The following is a 26519-nucleotide window of genomic DNA, read 5'->3' as shown; positions in this document are numbered from 1 at the left end:
ATGTAATCTCTCCTTCAAATTATTTCAACTACGAATAGTATTAATATTTAGATATCATATGTAACAATTATTTTGTAAAGTAATTTGAATTATAAATAACATTTCTTAATAATTACTAATCAAATTTCTTAATTTTTTCTTAACAAACAAAAATTATTATATATAGATTAATAGAATTTGATTCGGTATTTATAAAAGGGGCACGGCAACGATTCCTTCTTTTTGGGGCCACTTAATAAAATAGCCACAATCTATTTATAAATAGACTGTGGCTATTTTTGTTTAATTTGCAGCTTTTAATCCATTAGGTGAAATGGCCATATCAAATTGGATATCGGGTGGTTGACGATTATCGTCCAATCCATATTTCCCGAATCGATTTATATGAAAGGTAAGGTATGGACTCAAATCAGATAGGGGTACCGCCACACATCCATCAACTTAATAAATTGGTAGTTCCCCAAACCGAAAAATAGATAGAATCCCAAAAACACAATGAATTCTATCTGTTTTTTATTTTTTTACATAAAGAACATTAAGACTGCTTATACTCTTATAAGTCACATGGTTTACTAAAACATAATAATAACAAAAATAAAAACTTTTTTTATTTAATTAAAATACAAATACTTTTGATGAGTTTTCCTCTAATAAACTGGAATTATAATTAGGTGCTAGTACGATGTTTGTATATGTTCCTGTACCCGAAAGGTATTTGTACCTATGTTTTAACCCTGATGGAATAAAAACAGATGCTGGACTTTCAATTATTTGCAATTCTCCTTCAATTTCCACTTCACAAATGAGACCAGTACCATCTATTCTATTCCCCCAAAAAATAAAGGCACTATCACAGTGGTGTGCATGAGTATCTACATGTCCTTCTAAGTTCTCATCCATATGGGCGTCGTAAAATACACGCTGTATTACATAAAATGAAGCACGTTCATCAGTTCTATAATCCATCTGTACCCAACGCTCTCCTGGACCATCACGATGATATAAAAGCTCAGATGCTCCTTTTACAAATGGTTTACTAACTCGGAGAGACTTTGAAAGCCGAGGCCCTTTTCTTTCTATACGTTTTTGTTGTATGTTCCTTACTCTTCCTAACATTTCAGGTTGAATACCCTCGTATGCTGAGTAATTTTGCTGAACAGCTTTTACATGATAGGATGCAGTATGAGTAAATATATTCTTTCCAATAATCGGTCTCCAATGATCTACTTGACAACCAGTAGCTAATTGGAGAGACTGCGTTAATTCAGGAATCATCTGTAGTTTAAAGCTCTGTAGATTACGCTTTTGAGATAAAAATACTGATAAATTTAGCAAATCAACAATCCCAGCGCGTTCACCTATTCCACACAATGTAGCATCAATGACAGTTGCTCCCGAATCGATTGCAGCAAGAGCATTTGCCAGGGCTAATCCTAAATCATTATGAAGATGAACTTCAATCTCACAAGGGAATGTCTCAACAGATTTCTTCACGATTGTCGCACACTGACCTGGATCCCAAATTCCTACAGTGTCAGCTAAACTGATTCGATCTGCTCCAGCTATATGTGCAATCTGTCCAATGTAAGCGATATCTTCCCATTCCGTTCGTGAAGCATCTTCAATAGTAAAACGGATTTTCATTCCTAAAGATTTTGCTTCTTCAATAGCTTGCTTCACCTGATTAATAACATAATCTTTTGATCGATTGGTGTATTTTGTTTGTAAAGAAATAGGATTAATAGACGCCCAGATTCCTATCCAATCGGCACCAGCACGATAAACCGCATGAACTTCTTCTTTTTTCGCCCGAGCATGCATAAGTATTTCGGCGTTTTTTGCAGATGCTGCAACTTCTCGGCAAATCTCCTCTTCTTCTTCAGAGATGCCAGGGTGCCCAACTTCAATAAGACTTACTCCAAAATCCTCTAACATGTGAAGTAATGTAATTTTGTCTTCCTTGGAGAAACGAATACCATATTGTTGTTCTCCCTCACGCAAGGTAGCATCTAATATTGTTAAACCCTTTTTCATTCCTGTTTGCCTTCTTTCGCTTCTATAAAGTTTAATGTTTGTTCGAATAGGATATTACGATTCTTTTCATAAACAGCCCAGTGTGTAGCATCAGGGATTACTACTTCTTTTTTTTGTTTTGTACTTGTTAATTTTGACATCATATTTCGGTCTGCAAATATGTCATCTTCCCCGTAAATGACAAGTAATGGAGTGGTAATCTTAGATACATCATATAGGGGCTGATTTTTCCAAATATAAAATAAATCTTCAAGTGGACCTACTGGTCGACGAATCGTTTGATTATTTTTCTTACTCATAGGATCTGAATCAATAAAAACTTGTTTTACGGCATCCATTGCTTCGTTTGTAACAATTTTTTTATTTCCCATCATCATATGCCAATGATGCATTCCTTTATCAAAGTCCACCATTTGATAAGCTGGTGCTTCAGGATTAAACTGATTAGGTTGTAGTGGGTTTTCGAAAGGCTGTGTCATCATAGGAAGTGTGAACCCATGCATATATCCATATAAAATAAGTTTATTAATATCTTGAGAATGGGATATTGCATAATTCCCAGCCACAACACCTCCATATGACCATCCAACAATATGAATTTTTTTTACGTTTCTCTTCTTTTTAATCCAATTTACAATTGTTTCTAGATCCTTAGTTGCATCATTCAAATGAATAACCGGACGGTTTTGGACAGGAGGATCTGACATTGCTTTAGGACGAGAAGAACGACCAAACCCTCTGAAATCCATAGCCCAAGTATCATACCCTTTTCTGGCATACTCATCCATCCATGAAAATTTTGGTACATCAAATGCTTGAGCTGTAGGTACACTAAATGGTTCTAAAAATAAGATGATTTCATCAGATGTATACTGTTTTTTATTATTTAAGTTTTTATGAAGTAAAAATAAATTTTCTTCTCCTTGCTGAATTTCTAATTCTTGTTTTACCACTTTAGGAGTTTGATCATTTCGAGAAGTTTCTTTGATATTAGTACAACTAGACATAAGTATTATCAAAAAAAACCCTACTAAACTAATATGTTTCCATTTCATCTTCATTTAGAATATTCCTTTCATTTCATAGAAATGATAGCTATGATTCCAGCCGCAATAATTAATCCGGCTGGTAACCCTTTTGTAAATAATACGGCAATAAGAGTGCCTATTAAGACACCTAACAATATCGTAGGATTCATAGGTAGAACTCCTACACCTTTTCCTCCTAGGTATGACACAGTAAAACCTGCTAGAATGGATCCTAATCCGATAGGAGAGGTAATTAATTTTATTACGTTTTCACTTGTAATCTTTCCAGATGTAATTGGTACTAAAAGGAATAGCATCAGAAAGAAAATCCCAATTGTAAAAGAATATTGTTGAATAAGATGTAATAAAGTTTTTTGTCCAACAGCAAGTAAAACTCCTAATAAACAAGCCGCACCAGCTAGCACATAATCCTTAACAAGTAGAGCGAGTGTAACAATAATCCCCAGTAACAAAAAAGGAAGCATATTCTCTTACCTCATCTATAATGTTGTATAATCCCAACTATCATTTTTAGGTACAGACACATGTACCATATTTTGACTTGCAAGGTTAATTTGTATTAAATTTGGACTTATTACAGGTTTTAAGTCTTCTCGATTTATTATAAATTTAAATGCTTCAAAGCTTGCTAGAATGCCTACGATATTCGCAACGGGAGACAGCACAGCCCATGGACGATTTTCTTGTACATAATTATTTGCCCATTTCTCATCCGCACCATGTTTGACGGAATGAAGAGCACGTCCATCTTTTAATTTATGAATTTTATTTTGCATTTCTGGTGTTAGCTCTTGTTGATAAGACGGATATCCTAACGCGATTTCATAAGGCGTAGAGTCAGGAGTTAAAGACATGACGCCACCTCTAAAGGGAGGTGTAACTGCAATCCAAATAGAAGGAATCCCTAATTTTTGAGCTGTACGATGGATAATTACTCTCGCTACTAAATTATCAGTTGCATCTATAATGACATCTGTATTCGTTAGAAATTCTAATGCATTGTCCTCGGTAACAAATTCTTTCGTTATCTCTATTTGTAATAATGGATTAATGTCTTGCAAAACTTCTAAAGCAACATCTGCCTTCGGCTGTCCTAATTTACTGTTGGAACTTAGCATTTGTCGATTGATATTGCTTGCTTCAAATACATCTTGATCAATAACATGTAAAGAACCCACACCCATTCGCGCCAATTGGATGAGTGTAATTCCTCCTACGCCCCCTGCTCCAACTACAGTAACTCTAGAATTTTTTAATTTCTCCTGCTCTGCTACAGAGATAACACCAATATTTCGCGTAAAACTTTCTTCATATATATTTTGCATATCATTATTTTTTGTTAACAAATTATATTCCTCCTTATAGTGTTTTATAATCCCATCCACCCTTTGGGACTTCTTTTACTTGAACCGGGATATGACTATCTAAATCCATTACAATGCCTTTAGGTGCTCTAGCTAGAGGTTCACGACCAGTTAAAACTTGTATTGCTTCATGAAAGCTAAATAATGACAATAGATGAGCACGCATTGGTGTGATAATCCAGCCTGCTTTTCCATCACAAAAATCTTGCGCCCACTGTTTTGGTGCACCTTTCTCAACAGAATACCAAGCTCGACTTTTCTTTATATCAGCAATCTGTTGTCTTAATTCTTGATTTGTTAATTTGCATCCGACACTTGAGATATTTAATGCTTCTTCATAAGGAATTCCGGTTGGAAAAAATGTAGAAACAAATCCTCTTGTTGGTGGGCTACCTGACATCCCCACACTTGGTATACCTAATTCTCTAGCTGTTCTATGTATAATAACTCTTGAGGGCATATCATCTACGGCTTCTACTACAATATCATGCCCTTTTATAAGCTCGCTTACATTATCTTCATCTACTCTTGTTTGTATAAAATTTGTTGATATATAGGGATGTATATCTTTTACAACCTGTTCTGCAACTTTTGCTTTTGGTTCACCTACCACACTAGAAAGCGCTAACATTTGTCTGTTAATATTAGAAACCTCAAATTCATCGGGATCAACACCGGTAATATGCCCTATCCCCATTCGCGAAAACAGAATTGCTTCATATCCACCTACTCCCCCTAGTCCAAAAATAATGACCTTCTTATTTCGAAGACATTCTTGTTCCTGTTCAGAATACACACCAATATTCTTCTTAACCATTTCCCAATAATATGAATCCATATCCATTTTGAAGTCTCCTTTATATGTAGTAACCATTTCAAAAAATAATTCCTGTATATAAAAATAGTCTAGAAGTATGTCGTATTTGTGTGTTATTTGTAAAAAAATTAAAAAACTTTCAATTCTTATTTTTTTAACAAATGAATATATCTCCATTTATTAAAGAACTAAATACATATAGCAATTTTTTTAGTTAACGGAAGGTGTCTTCCGTTAACTTATTATTTTAGGGATCACCATACATGCCCTATAAACAGTGCTAATTATGCTGTTACTCGGGGTTAAAATGAACAAGCCGGTTTTCACCCTTAACGTGGTGAAAACCGGCTATTTTTTATATCCAAATTCCTTTACTGTAAGGCAATCATGCTTCCAAAGTACAAGTAACGTCAGGTACTGGGGATACGTGATGTTGTATTGCTGAAGGACAATTCGGTATGGACGGTTGATTTCACGGGAATAATCATAGATAGCGAAACAAAGTTGATTTTCAAGCTTTAAGTTATCATTAAGAGCCAAAATTATTAAATTATCTTTAAACATCTTTCACCCGTTAGGTTAGCAACACATTACTTTTATCGGTGATTATGTATGGAATCTAAAACAGCGTATCACTCAACAATTGTTCATGGATTTTCGATATATTTATTTACAGTGTTTTGAATGTATACTTTCGTTGTGTATTTTAGGAGATTTTGATTAAAGTCAATGATTAAGTGGAAATGAAAGTAGACTAATTTTTAAAAGTTTACTTTCAGTTTTATTAAAAAAGAATATGTAGAAATTACCGCATGCTCTTTTTGAGTTAATGGCAATATTACAACTTGTTTTTATTAGTTTGCTATGTTCATTTGTAAAGCTCGTTTTCACTAAATGAACATTAAACATGTTTTATAATTTGTACCTTTTGAAGCGTTAGAATACTCCTGAAGAAATAAATAATTCTAATCATAAAAGCGAGTTAATATTAATTTGTTTTTGGCAGAGTTTTTGATAATTATAAATTCAACGTTTCTATTTTTGGGACGTTTCATTTATAGAAGATAAAAATAACATAATTTTCTCAATAAGGGATTTTATTCTTTTAATATGATTTTTTAACAATTCATGGTATATCTGTATTAAGGGGACCTTTTCGGTTGATTAGGGAGAAAGATTATAAAAATGATATGGGAGGAACAAAAAATGTCATTGAAGAAGAAATTAGGTGTTGGAGTGGTTTCAGCCGCTCTTGGCTTATCTTTAATTGGTGGGGGAACATATGCATATTTTAGCGATCAAGTGGTGACAAATAATTCATTTGCTGCAGGTACATTGGATTTAGCTATGCAACCAACTACTTCACTTAACCTAGAAAATTTGAAACCCGGGGATAAAATATTAAAGAAATTCAACTTGACAAATAGTGGTACACTAGATATTAAAGATATCATGATGAAAATAGATTATTCTGTTAACGATTTAAAACAAAATAATAATACAGAAGATTTTGGTGAACATATTAAAATACAATTTCTTTGGGATTGGGATCCAGCAAAAAGCCCTGTATACGAAACAACTCTTGCAGAACTAAAATCACAAAGTCCAGAGATTGCTTCCAAGAAAGTGTTTCATTCCAAGTGGGCTGAAACAGGGGGATTAAAATCTGGAAAAATGGATTGGTTTTGGATGAAGTTTATATTTGAAGATAACGGAACAGATCAAAACGTGTTCCAAGGGGATAGTATTGCGTTAAAAATGGAGTTCCAAGCCAATCAAACAGAGGGAAAAGAAAGATAATCTTACAAAAATATTGTTGTGAAAATGTAAAACTGATCTTGTAATTTTTATAATTTGTAAAATTGACCATCAAATATTCATATAAAAAACCAGTGATATCAGTACGTGTGTATAATATCACTGTTTTTTTTGAGTTTAACATTTTGTATGTTTTGTAAAACTAATTTTCTTTTGGAAGTACAATTCTTTTATACAATTGAACTGTAGTAAAATAGTAAATCAAGTAAATTACTACAAAAATAATAATTGGTACCCAAATACGATTGTACGGATCAGGCAAAAGAACACTGAACATGTTCATACCAACTAATACGTCAACAATACCCACAATTGCTGGGACTAAGAATACAAAGAATAACTCCTTATAAATTGATTGTGCTAATAACTCTTGGCGAACACCGATTTTACGAAGTATTTGATAACGTGTACAATCTTTGAATGCACCAGACAGAACTTTAAACATCAAGCAACTTGCCATCATTGCTAAGTACGCAATTCCGACGAAGAAGCCCATGAACATCAATCCACTGAGCATACCATGAAGAAAATTATACATTTGATATTTACTCTTCAGTTCTTCAGGTTTCATACTTGTATATTTAGCTAACTGTAATTCGTCAAGTTGTTTCCATTCTTTTAAATATGATTTAAAATCATCTGTTTTCCCCATAAACATAGTACTCTCTGGACCCTTTATACTATGGTACATGTTTTTGTCTACAATTTTTATTTTATGATCAGGATATATATACTTTGGCTGGATTGTTTGGAAAGCGTCGCTCCATTGTTGCGGTGTCTTCTTCACGTTTGCACCAATTGGCAACTCTTCTGAAACTCTCTTTGTTTTCCCAAACTCTGCTCTTTCATTTTTATTTTTCAATACTAAAGGACGATTTTTCTCTAAATCCTCTTTTAAATAATAAATCGACTGACCTTCTATTTTGTAATGATATTCAAGCTTCTCTGTAAATAAGATAGTATTCAAAATTTTCTTTTCTTCAGCTGTTGGATTATGAACGACTGAATCGTAAATCTCACTACCATTAACTATTTTTATTACGTTGTTTTTAAATGCCATACCACACGCAATTCCGCCAGTGCCAAGAGCCACTAAGATTGCTACCGCGGCAAGCACATTTGTTAGGCCATTAATGCGGAAATTTAATTGTGCAAAAGTAAAAGCATTGAGACCTTTTTCACTACGTTTTTTATTACTCTTTAACTTATTAATCATAACTGGGAGAAGTGATCCAAATAACATGTAAGTACCAACGGTTGCTGTGATTAATCCAACGGCCATTAATCCCAGACCCATTAGCGGGTTTGCATATTTCATATAGATTAGTGATGCATAACCAATACCCAATAAAATCACACCAAGGATTGCAACTACAACTGTCATTTTTCCTTTTATGGCGACACGTTCTGTTTGTTCATCTGCATGTACAAGTTGCAGTACAGAAATACGAGATAATTTAATACTATTTATAATTGCCGATAATACAAATAGTGCAAAGAAGAAGACGCAAGTAATAGCTATAGATGGCAGATAAAATGCTTTATAACCTTCGCCAGCAAACTCGAGTTGTTTCATTAATAGCTGACCGATACCTTCTGCGAGCCCTACACCAACTGTAATTCCAATCACAAGAGATGCGGCACCTAATATAATTGTTTCGATAAACATAAGTAAGGTAACTTTATGCTTTTTTGCTCCTAACATCATATACATACCAAATTCTTTTTGGCGAAGAGATGATAAGAACGAGTTTGCATATAAAATATAAAAAAATGTGATAAACGCTAACAAAAAAGACCCAATTTTAAATACAGACACAATATCCCCAATAGAAGAGTTAGATTCAAGGAACGCCTTATTGAGTGCTAATGTTTGAAACATATAAAAAGTTGAAATAGAGACAATAAGACCAACAAGTAAGACAATGTAATCTTGCAACTTACTTTTTAGGCCTGACATGGAAAGCTTAAATAACATGATTGAACTTCCTTCCTTACGCTTTTTGTGTGCCTAAGTCTGCAAGCACGTCTAAAATTTTTTTGTAAAATTCATCACGTGTACCACCGCGATGAATTTCTTTATATAGCTCACCATCTTGAATGAATAAAATACGCTGACAGTAACTTGCACTGTACGGATCATGCGTAACCATCATAATAGATACCCCTTGCTCTTTATTTAAGTTTGTCATCGCATCCAGTAAACTCGTTGCATTTTTAGAATCAAGCGATCCTGTTGGCTCGTCCCCTAAAATAATTGCTGGTTCATGCACTAACGCACGTGCTGCTGCTGAACGTTGCTTCTGTCCACCAGATACTTCAGATGGATACTTTTGAAGTATTGCTGAAATGCCTAACATATCAGCTACCTTTTCTACTTTTGATCCGATATTTCGTGATGAAACACCTTGAAGGGAAAGTGGAAGAGCGATGTTTTCGTAAATAGATAAATTCTCCAATAAGTTAAAGTCTTGGAAAATGAATCCTAACATTTGTGAACGGAAATCGGAAAGCTCACCTTGTTTCATTTTCGTAATATCTATTCCTGCAATTTCAACAACGCCGCCCGTTGCTTTATCTAACGTTGAAATTACATTTAATAATGTCGTTTTACCAGAACCAGATGGTCCCATAATTCCGACAAACTCACCCTCTTGAATTGAGAATGATACACCTTTTAACGCGTATGATTGGTTCTCACCTTTTTTACCGTACACTTTTTGGACGTTTTTCACGTCTACAACTGGTTTCGTCATATATATCCTCCTACGTTTGTTTTTTCATTTCTTTAAAATAAGTTACTATTCTTATTTGCTACTAACAAAATAGTCATGTTGCATCTACCTTTTTCATGAGGTTGTCACGATGTATCCACTTGAAAGCTGTAAAGAAAATTTTCTCTTTAATTTCTCCTCTCTCCTCATCGCTTTGAATACATACATGATAAACTAGGAAAATTAGGAAACACCCTGTAAAATCCTTAAGAATTCTTAAGTTTTATAAAAAAAAGCTTATGGAATCTGTAATTCCATAAGCCAATCTATTTGATTGGATGTTCAACAATAAAGGACATCCAGCCGTCTTTATATTTTGCATATATATTACCATTATGAAGTTCAGCAATTCTTTTTGAGATAGCAAGCCCCAGACCATTTCCTTGGTCATCTTTTCTTGCCTTGTCCCCCCTGAAAAACCTTTCAAACAATTTATTTGGATCGCTAACAGGTGGCTTCTCGACTTTATTTGATACTTTCAAAATTGCCTTGTTACCTATTAGTTCAAGACATATTGATAATTCAGATGGTTTCATGCTGTACTTTATCGCATTCATAAACAGATTTTCATAAACACGTACCATTTTTTCTATATCTATGAAGATAGGTATTGTTTCTTCCGTGATTGATTTTTGAACGATTAAACTTTCCTTTTCAAATATAGGAATGTATTCTCCAACTATTTGCTCTAACAAACCTGATAAATCAACTTCATTACAGTTTAACTTAGTATCGATGCCTGATAAACGGGTATACTCAAATAGTTCATCTATTAGATATTTCAATCTCTGTGATTTTAAATATGTGGTTTCGAGATACTCCTGTAATTGTGTTTTACTGTCGTATTGCCCTCTTTTTAATAAATCTACATAGCCGATAATAGATGTCAACGGTGTGCGTAAGTCATGAGATACATTGGTTATAAGTTCATTTTTTGTACGTTCCAATCGCCTTTCCTGTTCAAATGTATGCTCCAATTCCTTAGACATATAATTTATATTTTGAGCAAGTTGGGTCAATTCGTCCTTCCCCTTAATCCCAATTGTCAAACCCAGTTTTCCATTGGCAATATCATTCACATTATCAGAAATGAGCTTCAAATATACTATTTTCTTTCGAACCAATATCAAAAAAATTATTATAAAAGTAAAGATTGCGAACGCAATTAAGAAGAATATTGCGAAATAGAATGCAAACATACCCAAACGGTCGTATTTTATAAATAATGGTACTATGATGTATAGAAAATTGAGGGTTGTTAAACTAAACGAAGCAAAAAAACTAACTGCAACAGCAACAAGAAGTTTTATAATTATTTTATTTCTAAAACTAACCCTCTTCATATTTTATACCCAATTCCCCAAACAGTTTTAATATAAATGGGATGTTTAGAATCCTCTTCGATTTTGTCTCTTATTTTTGTAATATGTACCATGACGGTATTATCTGATTTATAAAAAACCTCTTTCCAAACGGCTTCATATATTTTTGCAACACTCAGGACAATCCCTTTGTTACCGGCAAGTAGTTCGAGTATATCAAACTCTTTTGGAGTTAGCCTTGTTTCCTTTCCCCTTACCCATACTTGACGTGTATCTGTATTCACGGTTAAATCACCAATTTCTAGGATGCTTTTATTATGATTTATTGACGTATTGTATTTTTTAAACCTTCTTAATTGGGATTTTACCCTAGCGATTAATTCCAATGGATTAAATGGTTTTGATAAATAATCGTCTGCACCAGAGGCTAGACCCTGAATTTTGTCTATATCCTCAGATTTTGCAGATAGCATAATGATAGGAATATTGCGGTCTTCCCTGATCTTCATACATGCTTCAATACCATCCATATTAGGCATCATAATATCTAATATTATAAGATCAAACTCCTTTTCTTCTAGCAGTTGTAAAGCTTCCATAGCATCTTCTGCCTTTTGAGTTTTCAGACCTTCATTTTCCAAATAAACAGAGATAAGATTTCTAATCTCTTTATCATCATCGACAATAAGAATTTTTGACTCCATATGATTCCTCCATATTTTTTCTCGTATTAAACAGCTAAAGACATAAGCAGGTGAGACATTTCTATCTTCTCTTTATTGTAAACTTGCAAACGGAAGACAAGAAATAACATAATGTATATACGTAGTAATATCGTTCTCCCTAATATATTGTTCAATATTTTCTACTGATCTATATACAATTAATAAGTTCCCTTTTTCTTTTAATTTTGCTTTTAGTAAAATTAAAAATTTCTTATTATTTTCCACTAATAAAATTATTGTCTTGAGATTTTTTCTTTTAATTAATTTTTCTGTGAATACACCTGTACTCAGTCCATATTTGACAATATAATTTACTTTCTTCAAATCAATTCCTTCAATTATTTTGTCTCCAAGAAACCTTGAAATTGGAATAGCTGCATCAACTGATTTTTAATACATTATATACAGAAATAAGAAAGCGAATTGTTTTCATACCTAGTCATCCCACAGGTTTGAACTCATAATCATACTCTAGAGTCCAAACCTTAAGAAAAAGGGGCAAAAGTTCTTAAGAATTCTTAAGCTTTCTACAACATTTTATCATAAGAATTTATGACAACCCTTAAAATGTTAGCAGTATCTCCAATAACACTTACTATTCGTCAATCCGAAGAACAAAAAGAACTTGTAGGAATCCCTACAAGTTCTTTTTTAGATAATGTAAAAAAGTTAAAACAAACTATCTCATAATTTGAATCGGAGCAAACACTATAACCATGGGTTGATTTTATTATAAACCAAATACTAACATATGCTCTTTTGATACTTGAAAATTATGAGAATTTAGAATTTTAATAAATTGCACACTAATTATTTCTCTATTTGACCATCTAGAATAGGTCTCTTTTATTATTATTGATAACGTTCTTAAAATTAGCTTCTCTTTAGCAATCTTTTTTCTCTGATGGTTTATGTTTTACTCTATAAGAGAGAGCGGTAACTTGTTGGGAATATTTAAAACCTTTTTCGGATTTTTCGGAAACCCATTTTGAAACAGGTCTTAGTAAACTATTTATGCTGACAATAAGAATGGTTCCCGTTATAGCTATAAGTAAGTAGCCACTACCTGCTAATGTTCCTACAGCAGCAGAACACCATAAGGTTGCTGCTGTATCCAGTCCTCGAACTGTCAATCCATCTTTCATAATAACTCCAGCACCTAAAAAACCAATCCCGCTTACAATTTGAGAAGCTATTCTTGTAGGGGTATTATCAGTTGGAGTGAGTACACTTAATAGTACAAAAAGTGCAGCACCAACGGAAACAAGTACATTTGTACGTAATCCAGCAATGCAATTATGCCATTGACGCTCTAATCCAATTATTGCTCCAACAAGTATTGCTACAAGTAACCTGAGTAGAATGTCTAGTTCCATATTTCTGTCTCCTTAATTTCCATTCTTAATGATCATCATGCTCTAAATTGACTTGTTGTAATGGAATCACCTTTGTTTTTTTTATAATTTTATAGCCGAACCAAAATACAAGAAAAAGCAGTAAACCAATATAAGTAGCAAGTACTTCATACCAATCGACATGTGATCCTATAATGACTGAATAATTCTGTCCTAAAATAATAATAGTACATATTACAAATGCCAAAATAGGACCGATAGGATACCACTTTGCTTGATACGGGAGCTTATTTAAATTCTTTTGTTGATGTAAAAAAGCCTGACGAAAACGATAATGGCTTATAGCAATCCCTAACCATGCAATAAATCCACAAAGTCCCGAAGCATTCAAAAGCCATATAAATGCCTGCGCTTCTCCAAATAAAGAAGCTGCAAACGCTACGATTGCCACAGTCGTTGTCATAAGTAAAGCATTAATAGGAACACCTTGTTTATTTACTTTTTTCAAGAAATCCGGAGCTTTCCCTTCTTTTGCCATTACCCATAACATTCGGGTTGCAACATACATTCCAGAATTACCAGCTGATAGAACAGATACCAAGATAACTGCATTCATAATAGAAGCTGCAAATGCGAAGCCAATTTTTTCAAATACTAGTGTGAAGGGACTCATTGTAATATTACTAATGTCATTGTTAACTAGATTCGGATCTGTGTAGGGAACTATGACTCCAATTACGCAAATGGTAAGTATGTAAAATAAAAGAATTCTCCAAAAGATTTGCCGCACAGCTTTTGGAATATGCTTTTCAGGATCTTTACTTTCTCCAGCTACAATTCCGACCATTTCTGTACCTTGAAAGGAAAATCCAGCAATCATAAACACACTAAGAATAGAAAGAAAACCTCCATGAAACGGTGCGTCTCCAATTGTTAGATTGTGAAATCCAATAGGATTCCCTTTGAAAATCCCAAATATTGTGGCTATTCCTAACATAATAAACACGACTATAGTAATAACTTTTACAAGTGAAAGCCAAAACTCCATTTCTCCATAATGTTTCACTGAAAGAATATTAATTCCAAACATAAACAGTATGAATAACGCACTCCAAAGAATAGATGGACTGTATGGAAACCAATATTTCATAAGAATAGCTCCTGATGAAATTTCAACTGCAAGAGTAATAGTCCAGCTAAACCAGTAATTCCAACCAATTGCAAAACCAAATGCAGGATCTACAAATTTAGAAGCATACGTACTAAAAGAACCCGATGTAGGCATATATGCTGCCATCTCTCCCAAGCTGGTCATCAACAGGTAAACAATACACCCCATCAACAAATAAGCTATAATTGATCCACCAGGTCCTGCTGTATGAATCGTATTTCCGCTTGCTATAAATAACCCAGTCCCAATGCATCCGCCTATAGAAATCATTGTTAAATGTCTCATCCCTAATTCTCTTCTTAATTTAGAAGGTTGGGAATTAGAAGGGAAAGAAAAAAGTGGATTTTTCGTTTTTATGGGTGTCTCTTTCAAGTGTCTCATCCTTTTTGAATTATTTTTCAGAAAAAGAGTATAAAAAAAGACACCAAAGTTCACCCAGTGTTTTTAAAAGTCACCATAGTATCCCCTCTCGAAACGCTTACGAGGTTAGCTGTCGGATTCGGGCCTTGAGAGTAGCCCTACCTTCATTTAAGAAGGATTCACCCCGAGTGCAATCGCACAAAATTTGGTTCCCCCGCTCCATATAGATTCAGCGAATAGTGATATGAATTTATGTACAATATATTACTCCTATGCCCTCTTATTTGTAAACAAGAAAATTAACGTTTTTTCAGGGGTAGAATTTTCGCACTGTACACTCCATTTATAATTTGAATTCTTAAATTAAGTCACATACTAAAAAAAAGTGAGAATTACAAGTATAGTAATACATGAAGAAGAGTTTGAATTAAATAAAAATAATAGACCTAATTTTTATTAGGTCTATTATTTGCTAGTGTCTTTACTACTTTTAATTACATGGACTACTGATAAGTGGTGTTATGGTAATTAAGTAGGTATTGTATAATTTAGAAAATATATATTAATCAAAGTTAGGAGGGAGTTCATGGGAAGAGAAGTATTATTTGATAATCAAAGTGTAATTTTAAAGTTAAGTGGGGTAACAGGGTTCTTTGCTTTAAAATTAAAATTAGAAATTCCTTATAATACTATTAAGAATGTATATGTGAATTATTTTGATGCTCCACAATGGATGCTCCGTATGCCTGGAACCTCAATTTCTGCACTTAACATTTTTGAAGGTAGTTTTAAATATGCTGATGAATGGTATTTTCTTTCTTATGAAAATAGAGTACCACTCGTAATGATTGAATTAGAAGGACATGAAAAATATAAATATGTTTATTTTGAAATCAATGACCCTACTAAAGTAGCTTCGGACATTAGAAAGCATATAAGGGATTTGTAATTATTTTTTTGTATCTAAGAGAGTACTGCTTACGCTGATGTAATTTATTCAAACAAGTTAGATTAACTCTAGCTTGTTTTTTGTTTACAGGTATTACAACCTCTTTATTATTAGTATTTCCAATGTATACTTTTGTTTCTGTTTTTGAGGATATCAGGGGGATCGGGATAAAGTTAATGTTTAAGAGGAAATGAAAGTAAACTAATGGATGAAAGTTTACATTGGGAAATAGATGAAAAATTTTTTATTTATATCATTAGCAAACATAAATATCCAATATAGATATTTAATTACAAATACAATTATTTGATTTATAATTATATTTAGAAAACAGAATAGAAAGGTCTTGGTAATATGTTGGGTATTGATGTTATAAAAACAACAGAGGAATTAATTATTAAATGGCAATTGGTAAAAGTTAATATTCCATTAAATGAAATTATTGAAGTTACGGAAGATGATACTTATGCTGGCGTTGAAAAAAATGATGCAATTCGAATTGGGACGCCTTATGCTACAACTGATCGCATCTTAATTAAAACTAAAAAGCAAGATTATGTATTATTTACTACTAATAAAGTTTCAATTTTAAATAAAATAAATGCTTAATAACTTGATTGGTTTAATATAATTCTTTAGAAAAAAGGCGACTAATGTAAAGTCGTCTTTTTTTCTTTTAATAAATTTCAAAGTAAATTAATGGGTAAAAGTTTACTTTGGAGTTTTGAATCATTTATAGCTAATTCTGCAATAAATTTCTCAATATTAATATACTTGTTAATTTTGGTTTTAATATTCAAAATTAACAAAAAATAAATTACAATAAAAATATGATGGTTATCCTTTTGTTTACTCCTTGTGCTGAAGATAAGATCGTGTTCCCGGATCTTATCTTTTTATTTGTGGATTTTTGGTTTACATACGAAATAAAGAAAATAAGTTTTAATAAGTATAAATTTAACAAGTTAATATTAAATGTGTTAATATAGTGATAAAAAGGAGAAAAAAGGAAATGAATAAATCTCCATATTTACTTTCAATATTTGTATTAGGATTGTTTTTTTCAGTTAGACACAGTTTATTAATATTTTTAGCATATTGGAAAGATGAAGTAATTTCTTCAAATAACCTAATTTTATTTGCAATAGGAGTATTATTATTAATGGTTTCAATGTTTTTTAATAAGCAACATAGTAAAGCAAAACAAGTATAAATTTATTAATAACCTACTTGTTGGTATGTCACCAGCATTTCGGAAAATAAACATGCGAAGAGTATGCGAGATTTTATACAGTTTTTTGGTTAATCCAGTTAAAAACGAGAACTGGAAAACCCACACCATGATAGGAATGCATAAAAAATTGCATAAATTGATAAAAAGAAAAAAGGCGAATCTCTTATGAGAAAGAGTAAAGAGACGCCTTTTTCTTTGCTACCCATTTAAAAAAATAAAGGAGAAGTATTAGAATGAAGAAATATACATACTTACCCCCTAAGGTAAAAGACTCTACTAAATCAGTCGATGTTATAGATGAAGCTGGAAATAAAGCATTTACATTTAAAAGAAATTACAAAAATATATTAACAAAAATGGCAACCTATATATGGAATATTGATTGGAACGTTCAAATTGATGTCTATTCCAATGATAGAGATATAGTTTATCAGTGCATAAAAAATACCAAATGGTTAGGAAAGCCTACGTATAAAGTTATTAACTATCTGACAGGTCAAGAATATGAAGTAAGCTATATTTCATGGCAAGTTGTATCCCCTGAGCTTCTTATTAAATCTGAGTCTTGTGAACTCATAGTAAAAAAGTACCAATGGATTGGGCAAAATTTTATTATCAGGGTAAAGAAGTAGCAAGGTGGAAAATGAAAACATCAGAATGGTTTAAAACATACTTAGAGATAGAAAAAGATTCTCCTATACAAGAACCAGAATTTTTTACGAGTATTGCACAAAGTCTGTTTTATATCGGTGAATAATTATCGTTATTGGAATATTAAACCACCATCTGCTTTAGTGGGTGGTGGTTTAATATTCCAACTGATCTATTACTAAAAATAACAGTATGACTAAAACATGTAGTATAGCTAGTATTCCGTAGTAATAAGCTTGAAAATTCATTATGAAAAGGCTGGTGAAGATAAGTAATGCTGTTTCGATACCAAATAAGATTATTAATTTACCAATTCGTTCAGCCAACTTCTTTTCATTTTTTAACATATTTTCAGAAACTCCTGCGAAAAATGTTACCTTCTCTTTTTTCCAAATTCTTATTCCTAAAAATATAAAAAAACTACTTAACAAGATACCATATAAAAGTTTTATTATCATGAACCAACACCTCTTTATTAAGTATTCTATGTTTTATTACTGACTCTCCTTCAAAATATCGTAACTTCATTTCACGGTTTCATTAATGCTATATGGGGTACCGCCAGCATTTACACGTTATCTTCACCAAGAAAATTAAAATACGAATTTAAAAGGGTCCTTACGTTGAATACATATACTCTACGTAAAAACCAATTATCCTTCTGTTGCTTGAGAATAATGTTTGATTAAATTAATACTATTAACCTTTGATAAACTAACAAAAAGAAAGAGCGTGTTTTGAAAAAAAATTAATCAAAACACGCTCTTATTATATTCAATTGAATCATTTTTTTATAAAAAAGTTTGATTACTTCACAATCTAATTTTTAAATGTTGTCAATTAACCTTTTTACTGCATTAACTACGACTTCTGGTTCATCATTTTGTATATAGTGGGCACTATTTTTAGCTATTATAAATTCACCATTTGGGGATATTTGAAGAATCTCTTTCTGCATTTCATTCCATAACCCTTGTGATTCTTCTGAATAATGAGCTTTTTTTCCTGCTGATATAACAATTAAAGGGACGTTCATTTTCCTTCTTGAATCTTTTAGCTGTTTCAGACTTTCCATAAATTCCTCATATGTCCCTTCACAAACAAATTGTTTATTATAAGCATCTTGAAACTCCTTGGACATTGTTGGCAAGAACCTCTCTCTATAAGCTTCAGGTGTAGAGTCAACTAGCAATATCCCTGCGACCTCTTGAGGATATTCAGAGGTATACATACGTGCATTTACCCCACCAAAAGAATGCCCTACTAAGATGTAAGGAGGCTTAATATTCAATTGAATAAGGACTTCTTTCAACTCTTTTATCATATATATACTTGTTCTAGGATTCGGGCTTTTTTCGCTTTTTCCTAATCCAGCCCTATCATAAACGAGGACCTCTGTAAGTGTAGAAATTTCAGATACAATAGACTTCCACGCTTTAGAATAATCTCCATATCCAGCATCCATTATAACAGTTGGTTTATTCTTCTTATCTCCATAAAATTTTGCAAATAACTTAAAACCATTAAGTTGAACAAAAGTTTCTTTCACTGTTTGAGTTATCATCTTTGTATCGCTCATTTTATCCCCCCTATGTAAAACCATTAACAATATTCTCCACTTTCTTCAAATAACCTATCCCATTGTTTAATGAAAAATCTTAAAGTTAGATTTTCATCGAATTTTATTCTAAATTATCAAACTTTATTTTAAATCAACACCTTCATATAACAATGTGCTTATAATTGGTATCTGTACCTAGTACAATTCACCAATACCACATCCCACCTTAAAATACTTTAAATACTTTGAAAAATCAATATAGTTATACTTTATTTAGTATAGTTAATCGGAAAAAACCCACGCTAAGCAAAAAAATATAATAAGCTGTCCATATGGACAGCTTATTTACATAATTTTCGTTATCAGAAGTAAATGGAATATATTTTACAAATTTAACCACCTTTTTGTTATCATCGTAATAAAAGGGGGAAAAGGGAATGAATAACTTTTCATCTTTAATTTCAATAATAGGAGTATTGTTATTAGTTATCGCAATATTTTTTAATAAACCACGTAAATAATCTTTTTATATGCTGCTGTTATTTCAAGATTACACTTGTTTTGATTAATGAATATTCTATTCATGCCCGGTTAACATAACGTCTCATTATCAGCAATGAATCTATCTAGAAACTTAGAAAAAATCCCTTCAGAAGATCTGAAGGGATTTTTTCTTCACATAATTTGTGTCACCAAAAGTTAATTCTCTTGTCAAAACATGATTTTAAAATAAACAAACAAATTGATTCCAGAAACAATAAAAAAGGAAATAGCCATGATCTTATTTGCTTTCTTATTTCCCCTCTTTTGAAAAATAAATAATATACCTAACAAAAAGATAGTGATTGCTAATAATAATTGAGTTATAGCTGCATTTGATTGAGTAGGATCATTGTAACTATAAATACAAAAACCGATAGTAATGAAAGAACTAATAGCCAATAATATCCTAGTCATGAAACTCACTTCCTTTTAATCCTATATTATCAAAAGAAATACTGTATAACATTATGTATATTGCATACATGATCGGTTAACATAACGTCCTATTATCGGAATTTGTTTGAAAAATATACACTCAACGATATGGTATAATATGGATATCAAATCTTTTGAAAGAGGGATCATAATGATAAAGAGAGGACTCATTTCGGGAATACTTCTATTACTTATCGTATCTGCAATAGCTTATTTTAGTCGGGATTGGAGCTACATTTATTATATATGTGGTACTTTCGGATTAATTAGTATTGGGTTAGCTTTAGCTTACTTCATTGATAGCTTAATTTTAGGTAATAAAGGAACTCTATTTTCAAAAAAGGAAACGCGTAAAATTGGTCGTATTGATCAATCAAAAGGTTTTTTAATAATGGCTATTCCAAATCTTATAGCAGCATTAGTTTACATTGTCATGTAATGTATATTGTATACAAAGCTAATTAACATAACATAAAATTATCGGTAGCAAAGAGAAAGACGTCCTCTTACTCTAACAAGGGATTTGTCTTTTTCTTTTTCTATGACTATATGCATCTTTTTATACATTCCTATTCTGGGGCGCCTTCTCACTTCCCTATATCTCCCTATTTTTCGCATAAAATCTTGCATACTCTTAGCGTGGGTTTTTTCCGAAATGCTGGCGGGACAACTTTTATAGCATACAATCATTTTTTATATAGCAAGTGTAGAGATTGCTTGTTTGTAGATTAATTGTTGTTTACCACGAATCATCATTAGGATGGTAAATTTATCTGTTGCAAGGATCTGCCCACGCACTGGAACACCATTCTTTAAAAATACAGTAACTTCCCCTTTTTTCTCTTTCAATTGTTCATACATATCTTCTTGTAAATTAAACATGAAATACGCCCCCTGGTTTGTTTGGATTTACTTTTCTTCTAATACCTGCTGCTTTTCACTGTTGAATATTTGTGCTTCCCATTCACTTTCTATTTTTCTAAACCATTTTCCTATTTTGTTTAGATAATATCTTTTTACTTCCCCATTAGGAATCCAAATTTCACGTTCCTGTATTTGATTCATCACTTCATGGGGTTCCACCAACATAACGCGAAATTCGTACGTTAAGCATATAAAACACTAACCTGAATATGGTAAAATAATGAAAAGGATGGTGAGGACAGTGAAAATGTTGGTGGGATTAGGGATTTGCACGATTCTTAGTTTAATTATTATGATAAGTGGTTACCAAATTCATATAAAAAAACGCTTATCTCTTATTGCAGGATATCAGGAAGAAACTTTTGTTGGTGATAAAAATAAATTAGCTAAATTATTCGGTATATTTGCTTATGTAGTAGGAATTGCTACATTTTTACTCCCTTTTGGATTAGAAATCTTCGGAAATATCGCAAGCATTATTTATGGAGTATGTATATGCGGTGGAGTAATAGTAGTTTTAATACGAAAGCAATCTATTAATAAACTATGTTAAAAAAAAGAGTCTTGCATCCAGACTCTTTTTTATTTTCAATAAAACAGAACCAAAAACGGTCGTTTAAGGAACCTTATTGAGTTCTAACGAAACTAACAGAAATATGTTCAAAAATCAGTTCCAAAACTCATTACCCAAAACAAAGTACCATAACAAACATTAAATATCGTTTAAGGAACCCTCTTAACGTACGGTAAACTCAAGTTTTTTAACTTAGTAAATCCTTAGCGTACGAAATTCGCGTTTTGTTGGCGGGACCCCATTGCCATCAAGCTAAGAAAAGCAAATACCCCCAAAAGAAAAAATTGACATTTCAAGGAGAAAATGAGCCTTTTTTGTTCTGGGTGTTATAAAATTCTTAAGTTAATACGCATGAGAGCGAGCCCCTATTACGTTTAGCATTTCACTCCCATTAAAAAACTAGTTCTCTCTCTTCGTTGAAAGTATAAAAGCAAAATAATATTTATTTCCACAACAAATTCAAGATATTGGCATAAATAGATTTTTACATGTAATATATGTAATAATACATAATATTAGGGGGATTACAAATGTGGAAAGCACTTTTTCGGTATTTTCTTTTTTTCTTAGGATTAACTTTCTTTGGGTTGGGCAATGCGATTGCAGTAAATGTTAAATTTCTAGGACTCCATCCATGGGAAGTCCTGAATATGGCACTCTATCAGCGATTTGGATGGACCATTGGTACATGGAGTGTTATATGTGGCTTATTTCTTGTTCTCGTGTCGTTAGTAGTAGATCGGAAATATATAAATATAGGTACATTCTTAAACGCATTGCTAATCGGTCCTATTATGGATCTTTTCTTAAAATTGGATATTCTTCCTCATGCCACACATTTGTTGTGGATAAATCTTCTTATATTACTTTCTGGAATTACAATTACGGGTGTTGGCGGTGGTATGTATGTTGCTGCTGGAATTGGTGCAGGACCAAGGGATGGATTCATGCTTGCTATTTCTGATAAAACAGGATTATCTGTAAGCCGGGCTAGAATTATTGTGGAAAGCATTGTATTAGTAATTGGTTATATTCTAGGCGGTCCCATTTTTATTGTGACATTTCTGTATACTTTTATCCAAAGCCCTATATTTCAGCACTCATTCAAGATGTTTCAAATATTTTTATATAATTTAGAGAGGAAAAAGAAAGACAACGTTAGTGTAAATTTATAAATATATTAAGATATTTATAAGTAATCATTCACCTTTATATGTTTAAATAATATGATAGTAAATTTCTTTACTTATTATAAAAAAATAAATAATTAGTTCTTCATAAAATTTAAAAATACACCATCCTTTCCTATGATTCTATAGAAAGAATAGCGTTTTTTTCCATTTTTAAATAGTCTATTAAGAGTTGTTTCTTGAAACAAATATATAATTTATTTGGTAAACCAAATGTTAAGACGCTAGGCATGGGTGATGCCCCCAGGTATGAGAATCTAAAGTGTTTGAATAAGAAACTTTACTCCGTCCGTTATAGTTATTTGCATCATAATATAATTATATATATCTTATTATAAATATTTCTATCTTAAGAACTGAAAATAGCGATTTAAAATATGGTTGCTAATTTCAGTTCGATCTTCCTTGCACCCAAGTAGCAATATCATTTATAACATACTCAGGGATATTAGCAGGACTATAATATTCATCCGGTTTACTTAATTCTCCATCTCCTTCTGTAAAGAAGTGATTTAACTTTGGATATAGTCGATAATTAATGTTATCTCTTTCTTTTAATTGTTCTTTCCAATAAGGAATTTCAATTTTTGATAGAATTTGATAGTCTCTTTCTCCTTGAAGAATAAGAAGCGGTGTTTTTTGTTTTTTTGACATTTCTGCTGCTTTAATTTTACGGATAGAATCCCAATATACTGGTGGTCCTAAAGAAAAATTCTTTGGAGGATTCTGACTAGAGAAATTAGGATCCTTTAATAATTCAAATTGCGATTTGTAAAATTTATATTCTTCTGGTTTCATTTCTCCAATAGAATGACGATACTCCAGTTGATCTAAAACATTGTCTGCGAATGCCTTGCCCGCTCCTCCCATCACAATTGCCCCAGCAATATTTTGATTTTTTTCAATTATCCTCGGAATCATCATTCCACCTTGACTATGACCAAGAATATAAATTTGATTCTTATCTATCATAGGTTCATTTTGAAGAAAATGAGTCACAAGAAGTGCATCATCTGTTGTCTCTTTATCAACTGTATAAAAAGGACTAAGCTCTGTTTTCAATCCATGTTCATAGGTTCGTTTATTATAGCGAAGGACAGCAATTCCTTTCGAGGCAAGACCTTCAGCTAAATCACGAAATGGTTTTAAAGCATACGTTGCTGAATCCTGATCGGCTGCTCCAGCTCCATGAACAAGAATAACCGCTGGAAAAGGGCCCTTTCCCTTTGGAACAGATAATGTTCCTGGTAATGGAAATGCACCACTTCCAACTACTACTTCTTTATCAACAAATGATTCCGGCTTACTATACGTTGGCCGATCTGCAACAGGACTAAACGGCATACTAAGTTGAAAATCATCTATTTTTCCGGATGGATCTAGTTTTATTAGTAAAGGTACAGTAATTTGTTCAAAAACTAATTTAATCTCTACATTTGTATGAATAGAATTTGTCTCTTTTTGTGTGACCTCTCCAATTTCTATAAAAGAACCTTTTTGTAATTGCGTAGGAAGTTCTTCCCAATAATTCTTCAACCATTTTTCAGATATTATTTTCTGTAATGATCGAGAAGTTAAATCAAATGCAAATTTATAATCTTCAGTATGCATAGAACGGACAAATGAAAAAGCAGTAGATATAACAGGATTTCCCTCTTCAATATTGTCTATTTTTTTTATATTTGTGTTTGTTTCCTTTAATGTCGATTTAATTTGGTGACTAAACGGATTATTAAATGTATTTGGATATAAACTTCTTTTCAATACATCCTTATTCCGTCCCTCAAACAAGTTTGAATAATCCTCGAGATTTTTAGATAAAATTACTTCCTCCGCATATGAAACCGAAGGAATAGTTATGGCACAAATTGCACTGACAAGTAGTAACTTACTCACTATTCTTTTTCTCGTGCTCATATTTATTAATTCTCCCTTCACAATTAAAATTTTTAATACGGCATGCATAGTATTATACGGAAATAGAAGTTTTCAAGGCGATTAACAATTTACTTTACGATCCCTTCTAGCAGGTTAAAAAGCTATTATAAACAAACTTCAATATACAATGCCTTCTTTCTCTTTTTCCACATGTATGTTAACTCTAGAAATTACTTCTTTTCTTTAAAACACTCTTGCTACTGGTTTGTTTTTCATATATAAGTCGTACCTCTTTCCCCCATCGTGCCACTTTATATTTTTATCATATACAATGAAAATCTCTTTTTTCTTACCTATTCCTTACAAATCCCTTACGCTTTTATAATAGTGCTGCAGGAACCTCTGTGCCCGAAAACGAAAAAAAGAAACACCAATGTTATTTGCTTTGGTGCTTCTTTTTCACACTTTAAATTTTGATTATTTTTCTTGCTATATAACACAAATTACATTGTGCTGTAGGAAACACTCCTAACATTGTTAAAATTACTTGTTCCAATGGTAAAATTTATACTAGAGGGTACTCATATCCAACAGTTTAAGAAAAAGAAACGCTTCAAAACCATTAACTTAAGAAACCGATATTCTCCAGAACGAAAAATAAGAAGGTTTCTTTCAAAACGTACGGAATTTTTGTTCTGGGGGTATTCACATTTGTTAAGTTGATGGATGTGGGGTACCGCCCCATGCCCATCAAGCTAACATTTTGAAGTGCCCCCAAAACGAAAATTTCATCTTTTCATAGGTGTCCATGAGAATTTAGTTCATTTTTTTCGTTTTGGGGAACATTTAATTTCTTAAGTTGATGGCAATGCGATTTTCCCCAAAAAAGGAAAAAACCGATTCATCCCCCATCTTCACTCCGTTTAGAGGAGGGGTCTTCTCGGTTAAATGATAAAAAAACCAACTATATAATGACTAATAAAAATTGCTACATAAATCAAAGTGATATATGGTTGATAATCAATGTAAAATTCTTTATGTGTTAACCTAAATTTATGAGGAATTAAAACCCAACTAAGGTAGTCGATAATTATCGACAATGCTGTCCATTGAATAACGGTATTAAGCATAAATTCTTTTACATTATCTGTATCTATCCCTTTGCTATATAGCCATAGAAAAACGGGAAAAATCGTAACGTTGTAAAGAACCTGATAGGGTCTAGATTTAACATAAACTGGTGATTTCAAAAAAGTTGTTCCTGCCTGTTTCGCGTTTTGCACACCAAAATATTTATTAGAGATTAGCATATGTATAAAAACTGTTAATGTTGCAACACCATAAGCAAGTAACAACCATAAAAAAGAAATACCCAAATTATTAAACAACTAACTTCACCTCACTTTTAGTTACTAATACATTAGACAAATATTAGTTCAAATATATTATCCTTAAAATTCCAGTGATAGTAAATCAAATATTTAGATAAAAATTCATATTTTTTAGTTAGATACTTGATTTACCTCATAGCAACAAGCTTGCGGTTTGTGGTCCCTCATCAAAATCCTTTTATGCTTTACCCTTAGAAACTTTATGCTAATTAAGATCAGCAACAAAGTAAATCCAATTAAAGATCAAGATTTGAAGCCAAATATCATTGAATGGATATATAATTATTATTGAAGAGCAATCTGTAGGTCACATAGGTACACTTCAAAAGAGGAAAGCACTTACTTAAAGTGCTTTCCTCTCCTTCTTATTATCATAATGGAGGCACCACAATGAAAGAAC

The 26519-nt window shown here is 32.2% G+C and carries 25 protein-coding genes, 3 pseudogenes and 1 riboswitch; of the genes and pseudogenes, 8 read left to right on the top strand and 20 right to left on the bottom strand.

Annotated features, from left to right (window positions below; genetic code table 11):
- Positions 1-615 precede the first annotated feature (615 nt).
- From B9A45_RS29530 to B9A45_RS33015, 6 genes and pseudogenes are all read right to left on the bottom strand, one after another.
- Positions 616-2034, bottom strand: a complete 1419-nt coding sequence (locus B9A45_RS29530; protein WP_084065709.1) for a homocitrate synthase/isopropylmalate synthase family protein — start codon at positions 2032-2034, stop codon at positions 616-618.
- Positions 2031-3095 (bottom strand): alpha/beta hydrolase, encoded by a 1065-nt coding sequence (locus tag B9A45_RS29525; protein WP_084065708.1) that lies wholly within the window; start codon positions 3093-3095, stop codon positions 2031-2033. Before B9A45_RS29525 ends, B9A45_RS29530 begins: the two co-directional genes overlap by 4 nt.
- A 14-nt stretch (positions 3096-3109) precedes the next feature.
- A complete protein-coding gene (locus tag B9A45_RS29520; protein ID WP_084065707.1) occupies positions 3110-3547 on the bottom strand; it encodes a DUF441 family protein in 438 nt (145 codons plus the stop codon).
- Positions 3548-3562: 15 nt separating this feature from the next.
- Positions 3563-4429, bottom strand: a complete 867-nt coding sequence (locus B9A45_RS29515) for a HesA/MoeB/ThiF family protein (RefSeq protein ID WP_000956414.1) — start codon at positions 4427-4429, stop codon at positions 3563-3565.
- Positions 4430-4442: 13 nt separating this feature from the next.
- Complete coding sequence (locus tag B9A45_RS29510) at positions 4443-5291, bottom strand: HesA/MoeB/ThiF family protein (RefSeq protein WP_084065706.1); 849 nt, start codon at positions 5289-5291, stop codon at positions 4443-4445.
- Between the two features lie 327 nt (positions 5292-5618).
- Positions 5619-5828: pseudogene (locus B9A45_RS33015) on the bottom strand (hypothetical protein); the annotation flags it as partial.
- Positions 5829-6470: 642 nt separating this feature from the next.
- Here B9A45_RS33015 and B9A45_RS29505 point away from each other — a divergent pair.
- Positions 6471-7064: a TasA family protein gene (locus B9A45_RS29505; protein WP_000053756.1), complete on the top strand. Its 594-nt coding sequence runs from the start codon at positions 6471-6473 to the stop codon at positions 7062-7064.
- A gap of 160 nt (positions 7065-7224) precedes the next feature.
- Here B9A45_RS29505 and B9A45_RS29500 read toward each other — a convergent pair whose 3' ends face one another.
- From B9A45_RS29500 to B9A45_RS29470, 7 genes are all read right to left on the bottom strand, one after another.
- Positions 7225-9060, bottom strand: coding sequence for an FtsX-like permease family protein (locus B9A45_RS29500; protein WP_084065705.1), 1836 nt, complete (start codon positions 9058-9060; stop codon positions 7225-7227).
- Positions 9061-9076: 16 nt separating this feature from the next.
- Positions 9077-9838, bottom strand: a complete 762-nt coding sequence (locus B9A45_RS29495; RefSeq protein WP_078214731.1) for an ABC transporter ATP-binding protein — start codon at positions 9836-9838, stop codon at positions 9077-9079.
- A 284-nt stretch (positions 9839-10122) separates the two neighbouring features.
- A complete protein-coding gene (locus B9A45_RS29490; protein ID WP_084065704.1) occupies positions 10123-11199 on the bottom strand; it encodes a HAMP domain-containing sensor histidine kinase in 1077 nt (358 codons plus the stop codon).
- Entirely contained in the window at positions 11196-11882 is a 687-nt protein-coding gene (locus B9A45_RS29485; RefSeq protein WP_084065703.1) for a response regulator transcription factor, read from the bottom strand. The genes B9A45_RS29490 and B9A45_RS29485 overlap by 4 nt, the downstream gene beginning before the upstream one ends.
- Before the next feature lie 72 nt (positions 11883-11954).
- Positions 11955-12227, bottom strand: a complete 273-nt coding sequence (locus B9A45_RS33010) for a hypothetical protein (protein WP_256891728.1) — start codon at positions 12225-12227, stop codon at positions 11955-11957.
- Between the two features lie 560 nt (positions 12228-12787).
- Positions 12788-13279 carry an MgtC/SapB family protein gene (locus B9A45_RS29475; protein WP_000417877.1) on the bottom strand — a complete coding sequence of 164 codons (492 nt, stop codon included), beginning with the start codon at positions 13277-13279 and terminating at the stop codon, positions 12788-12790.
- 25 nt (positions 13280-13304) lie between these two features.
- Positions 13305-14801 carry an amino acid permease gene (locus B9A45_RS29470; protein ID WP_084065702.1) on the bottom strand — a complete coding sequence of 499 codons (1497 nt, stop codon included), beginning with the start codon at positions 14799-14801 and terminating at the stop codon, positions 13305-13307.
- Positions 14802-14888: 87 nt separating this feature from the next.
- Positions 14889-15034: riboswitch (cyclic di-AMP (ydaO/yuaA leader) on the bottom strand.
- Between the two features lie 341 nt (positions 15035-15375).
- Here B9A45_RS29470 and B9A45_RS29465 point away from each other — a divergent pair.
- The 4 genes and pseudogenes from B9A45_RS29465 (at position 15376) to B9A45_RS29450 (ending at position 17729) form a co-directional block, all read left to right on the top strand.
- Positions 15376-15738, top strand: a complete 363-nt coding sequence (locus tag B9A45_RS29465) for a hypothetical protein (RefSeq protein ID WP_084065701.1) — start codon at positions 15376-15378, stop codon at positions 15736-15738.
- A gap of 354 nt (positions 15739-16092) precedes the next feature.
- A complete protein-coding gene (locus tag B9A45_RS29460; RefSeq protein ID WP_084065700.1) occupies positions 16093-16347 on the top strand; it encodes a SunI/YnzG family protein in 255 nt (84 codons plus the stop codon).
- Positions 16348-16750: 403 nt separating this feature from the next.
- Positions 16751-16951 (top strand): hypothetical protein, encoded by a 201-nt coding sequence (locus tag B9A45_RS29455; protein ID WP_084065699.1) that lies wholly within the window; start codon positions 16751-16753, stop codon positions 16949-16951.
- Positions 16952-17205: 254 nt separating this feature from the next.
- A pseudogene (locus B9A45_RS29450) lies at positions 17206-17729 on the top strand (hypothetical protein).
- Positions 17730-17778: 49 nt separating this feature from the next.
- Here B9A45_RS29450 and B9A45_RS29445 read toward each other — a convergent pair.
- From B9A45_RS29445 to B9A45_RS29435, 3 genes are all read right to left on the bottom strand, one after another.
- Positions 17779-18081: a hypothetical protein gene (locus B9A45_RS29445; protein WP_084065698.1), complete on the bottom strand. Its 303-nt coding sequence runs from the start codon at positions 18079-18081 to the stop codon at positions 17779-17781.
- Positions 18082-18449: 368 nt separating this feature from the next.
- Positions 18450-19202 carry an alpha/beta fold hydrolase gene (locus B9A45_RS29440; protein ID WP_084065697.1) on the bottom strand — a complete coding sequence of 251 codons (753 nt, stop codon included), beginning with the start codon at positions 19200-19202 and terminating at the stop codon, positions 18450-18452.
- Between the two features lie 693 nt (positions 19203-19895).
- Positions 19896-20141 carry a hypothetical protein gene (locus B9A45_RS29435; protein ID WP_084065696.1) on the bottom strand — a complete coding sequence of 82 codons (246 nt, stop codon included), beginning with the start codon at positions 20139-20141 and terminating at the stop codon, positions 19896-19898.
- 172 nt (positions 20142-20313) lie between these two features.
- Between B9A45_RS29435 and B9A45_RS29430 the strand changes: the two genes are divergently transcribed.
- On the top strand, positions 20314-20601 hold the full coding sequence (locus tag B9A45_RS29430; RefSeq protein WP_084065695.1) for a DUF5316 family protein: 288 nt from the start codon (positions 20314-20316) through the stop codon (positions 20599-20601).
- Positions 20602-20855: 254 nt separating this feature from the next.
- Here the strand turns inward: B9A45_RS29430 and hfq are convergent, their stop codons facing one another.
- Both hfq and B9A45_RS29420 read right to left on the bottom strand, forming a co-directional pair.
- On the bottom strand, positions 20856-21044 hold the full coding sequence (gene hfq / locus B9A45_RS29425; protein ID WP_084065694.1) for an RNA chaperone Hfq: 189 nt from the start codon (positions 21042-21044) through the stop codon (positions 20856-20858).
- Between the two features lie 27 nt (positions 21045-21071).
- Positions 21072-21236 (bottom strand): annotated as a pseudogene (locus B9A45_RS29420) (transposase); the annotation flags it as partial.
- Between the two features lie 97 nt (positions 21237-21333).
- On the opposite strand from B9A45_RS29420, the gene B9A45_RS29415 reads away from it, so the two are divergent.
- Both B9A45_RS29415 and B9A45_RS29410 read left to right on the top strand, forming a co-directional pair.
- Positions 21334-21639 carry a DUF3784 domain-containing protein gene (locus B9A45_RS29415; protein WP_084065987.1) on the top strand — a complete coding sequence of 102 codons (306 nt, stop codon included), beginning with the start codon at positions 21334-21336 and terminating at the stop codon, positions 21637-21639.
- A 551-nt stretch (positions 21640-22190) separates the two neighbouring features.
- On the top strand, positions 22191-22835 hold the full coding sequence (locus B9A45_RS29410) for a YczE/YyaS/YitT family protein (RefSeq protein WP_000265303.1): 645 nt from the start codon (positions 22191-22193) through the stop codon (positions 22833-22835).
- Positions 22836-23240: 405 nt separating this feature from the next.
- On the opposite strand, the gene B9A45_RS29405 is transcribed toward B9A45_RS29410, so the two are convergent.
- Positions 23241-24767, bottom strand: a complete 1527-nt coding sequence (locus B9A45_RS29405) for an alpha/beta hydrolase (RefSeq protein ID WP_141529262.1) — start codon at positions 24765-24767, stop codon at positions 23241-23243.
- Positions 24768-25672: 905 nt separating this feature from the next.
- Entirely contained in the window at positions 25673-26116 is a 444-nt protein-coding gene (locus tag B9A45_RS29400) for a hypothetical protein (protein WP_084065693.1), read from the bottom strand.
- Positions 26117-26519: the final 403 nt, after the last annotated feature.

This window comes from Bacillus sp. JKS001846, from assembly GCF_900176455.1.
In the GTDB taxonomy this organism is placed as follows: Bacteria; Bacillota; Bacilli; order Bacillales; family Bacillaceae_G; genus Bacillus_A; species Bacillus_A cereus.
This window is presented reverse-complemented; position numbering and strand designations above follow the sequence as displayed.

Excerpts from the sequence above, each read along its gene's own strand:
- hfq (WP_084065694.1), bottom strand. The coding sequence starts at position 21,044 with ATGTTTAATTTACAAGAAGATATGTATGAACAATTGAAAGAGAAAAAA.
- B9A45_RS29525 (WP_084065708.1), bottom strand. The coding sequence starts at position 3,095 with ATGAAGATGAAATGGAAACATATTAGTTTAGTAGGGTTTTTTTTGATA.
- B9A45_RS29405 (WP_141529262.1), bottom strand. The coding sequence starts at position 24,767 with ATGAGCACGAGAAAAAGAATAGTGAGTAAGTTACTACTTGTCAGTGCA.
- B9A45_RS29475 (WP_000417877.1), bottom strand. The coding sequence starts at position 13,279 with ATGGAACTAGACATTCTACTCAGGTTACTTGTAGCAATACTTGTTGGA.
- B9A45_RS29510 (WP_084065706.1), bottom strand. The coding sequence starts at position 5,291 with ATGGATATGGATTCATATTATTGGGAAATGGTTAAGAAGAATATTGGT.
- B9A45_RS29435 (WP_084065696.1), bottom strand. The coding sequence starts at position 20,141 with ATGACTAGGATATTATTGGCTATTAGTTCTTTCATTACTATCGGTTTT.
- B9A45_RS29415 (WP_084065987.1), top strand. The coding sequence starts at position 21,334 with ATGTTGGTGGGATTAGGGATTTGCACGATTCTTAGTTTAATTATTATG.
- B9A45_RS29455 (WP_084065699.1), top strand. The coding sequence starts at position 16,751 with ATGAATAAATCTCCATATTTACTTTCAATATTTGTATTAGGATTGTTT.
- B9A45_RS29445 (WP_084065698.1), bottom strand. The coding sequence starts at position 18,081 with ATGATAATAAAACTTTTATATGGTATCTTGTTAAGTAGTTTTTTTATA.
- B9A45_RS29505 (WP_000053756.1), top strand. The coding sequence starts at position 6,471 with ATGTCATTGAAGAAGAAATTAGGTGTTGGAGTGGTTTCAGCCGCTCTT.
- B9A45_RS29520 (WP_084065707.1), bottom strand. The coding sequence starts at position 3,547 with ATGCTTCCTTTTTTGTTACTGGGGATTATTGTTACACTCGCTCTACTT.
- B9A45_RS29465 (WP_084065701.1), top strand. The coding sequence starts at position 15,376 with ATGGGAAGAGAAGTATTATTTGATAATCAAAGTGTAATTTTAAAGTTA.
- B9A45_RS29530 (WP_084065709.1), bottom strand. The coding sequence starts at position 2,034 with ATGAAAAAGGGTTTAACAATATTAGATGCTACCTTGCGTGAGGGAGAA.
- B9A45_RS29500 (WP_084065705.1), bottom strand. The coding sequence starts at position 9,060 with ATGTTATTTAAGCTTTCCATGTCAGGCCTAAAAAGTAAGTTGCAAGAT.
- B9A45_RS29460 (WP_084065700.1), top strand. The coding sequence starts at position 16,093 with ATGTTGGGTATTGATGTTATAAAAACAACAGAGGAATTAATTATTAAA.
- B9A45_RS29410 (WP_000265303.1), top strand. The coding sequence starts at position 22,191 with ATGTGGAAAGCACTTTTTCGGTATTTTCTTTTTTTCTTAGGATTAACT.
- B9A45_RS29440 (WP_084065697.1), bottom strand. The coding sequence starts at position 19,202 with ATGAGCGATACAAAGATGATAACTCAAACAGTGAAAGAAACTTTTGTT.
- B9A45_RS29490 (WP_084065704.1), bottom strand. The coding sequence starts at position 11,199 with ATGAAGAGGGTTAGTTTTAGAAATAAAATAATTATAAAACTTCTTGTT.
- B9A45_RS29485 (WP_084065703.1), bottom strand. The coding sequence starts at position 11,882 with ATGGAGTCAAAAATTCTTATTGTCGATGATGATAAAGAGATTAGAAAT.
- B9A45_RS29495 (WP_078214731.1), bottom strand. The coding sequence starts at position 9,838 with ATGACGAAACCAGTTGTAGACGTGAAAAACGTCCAAAAAGTGTACGGT.
- B9A45_RS29430 (WP_084065695.1), top strand. The coding sequence starts at position 20,314 with ATGATAAAGAGAGGACTCATTTCGGGAATACTTCTATTACTTATCGTA.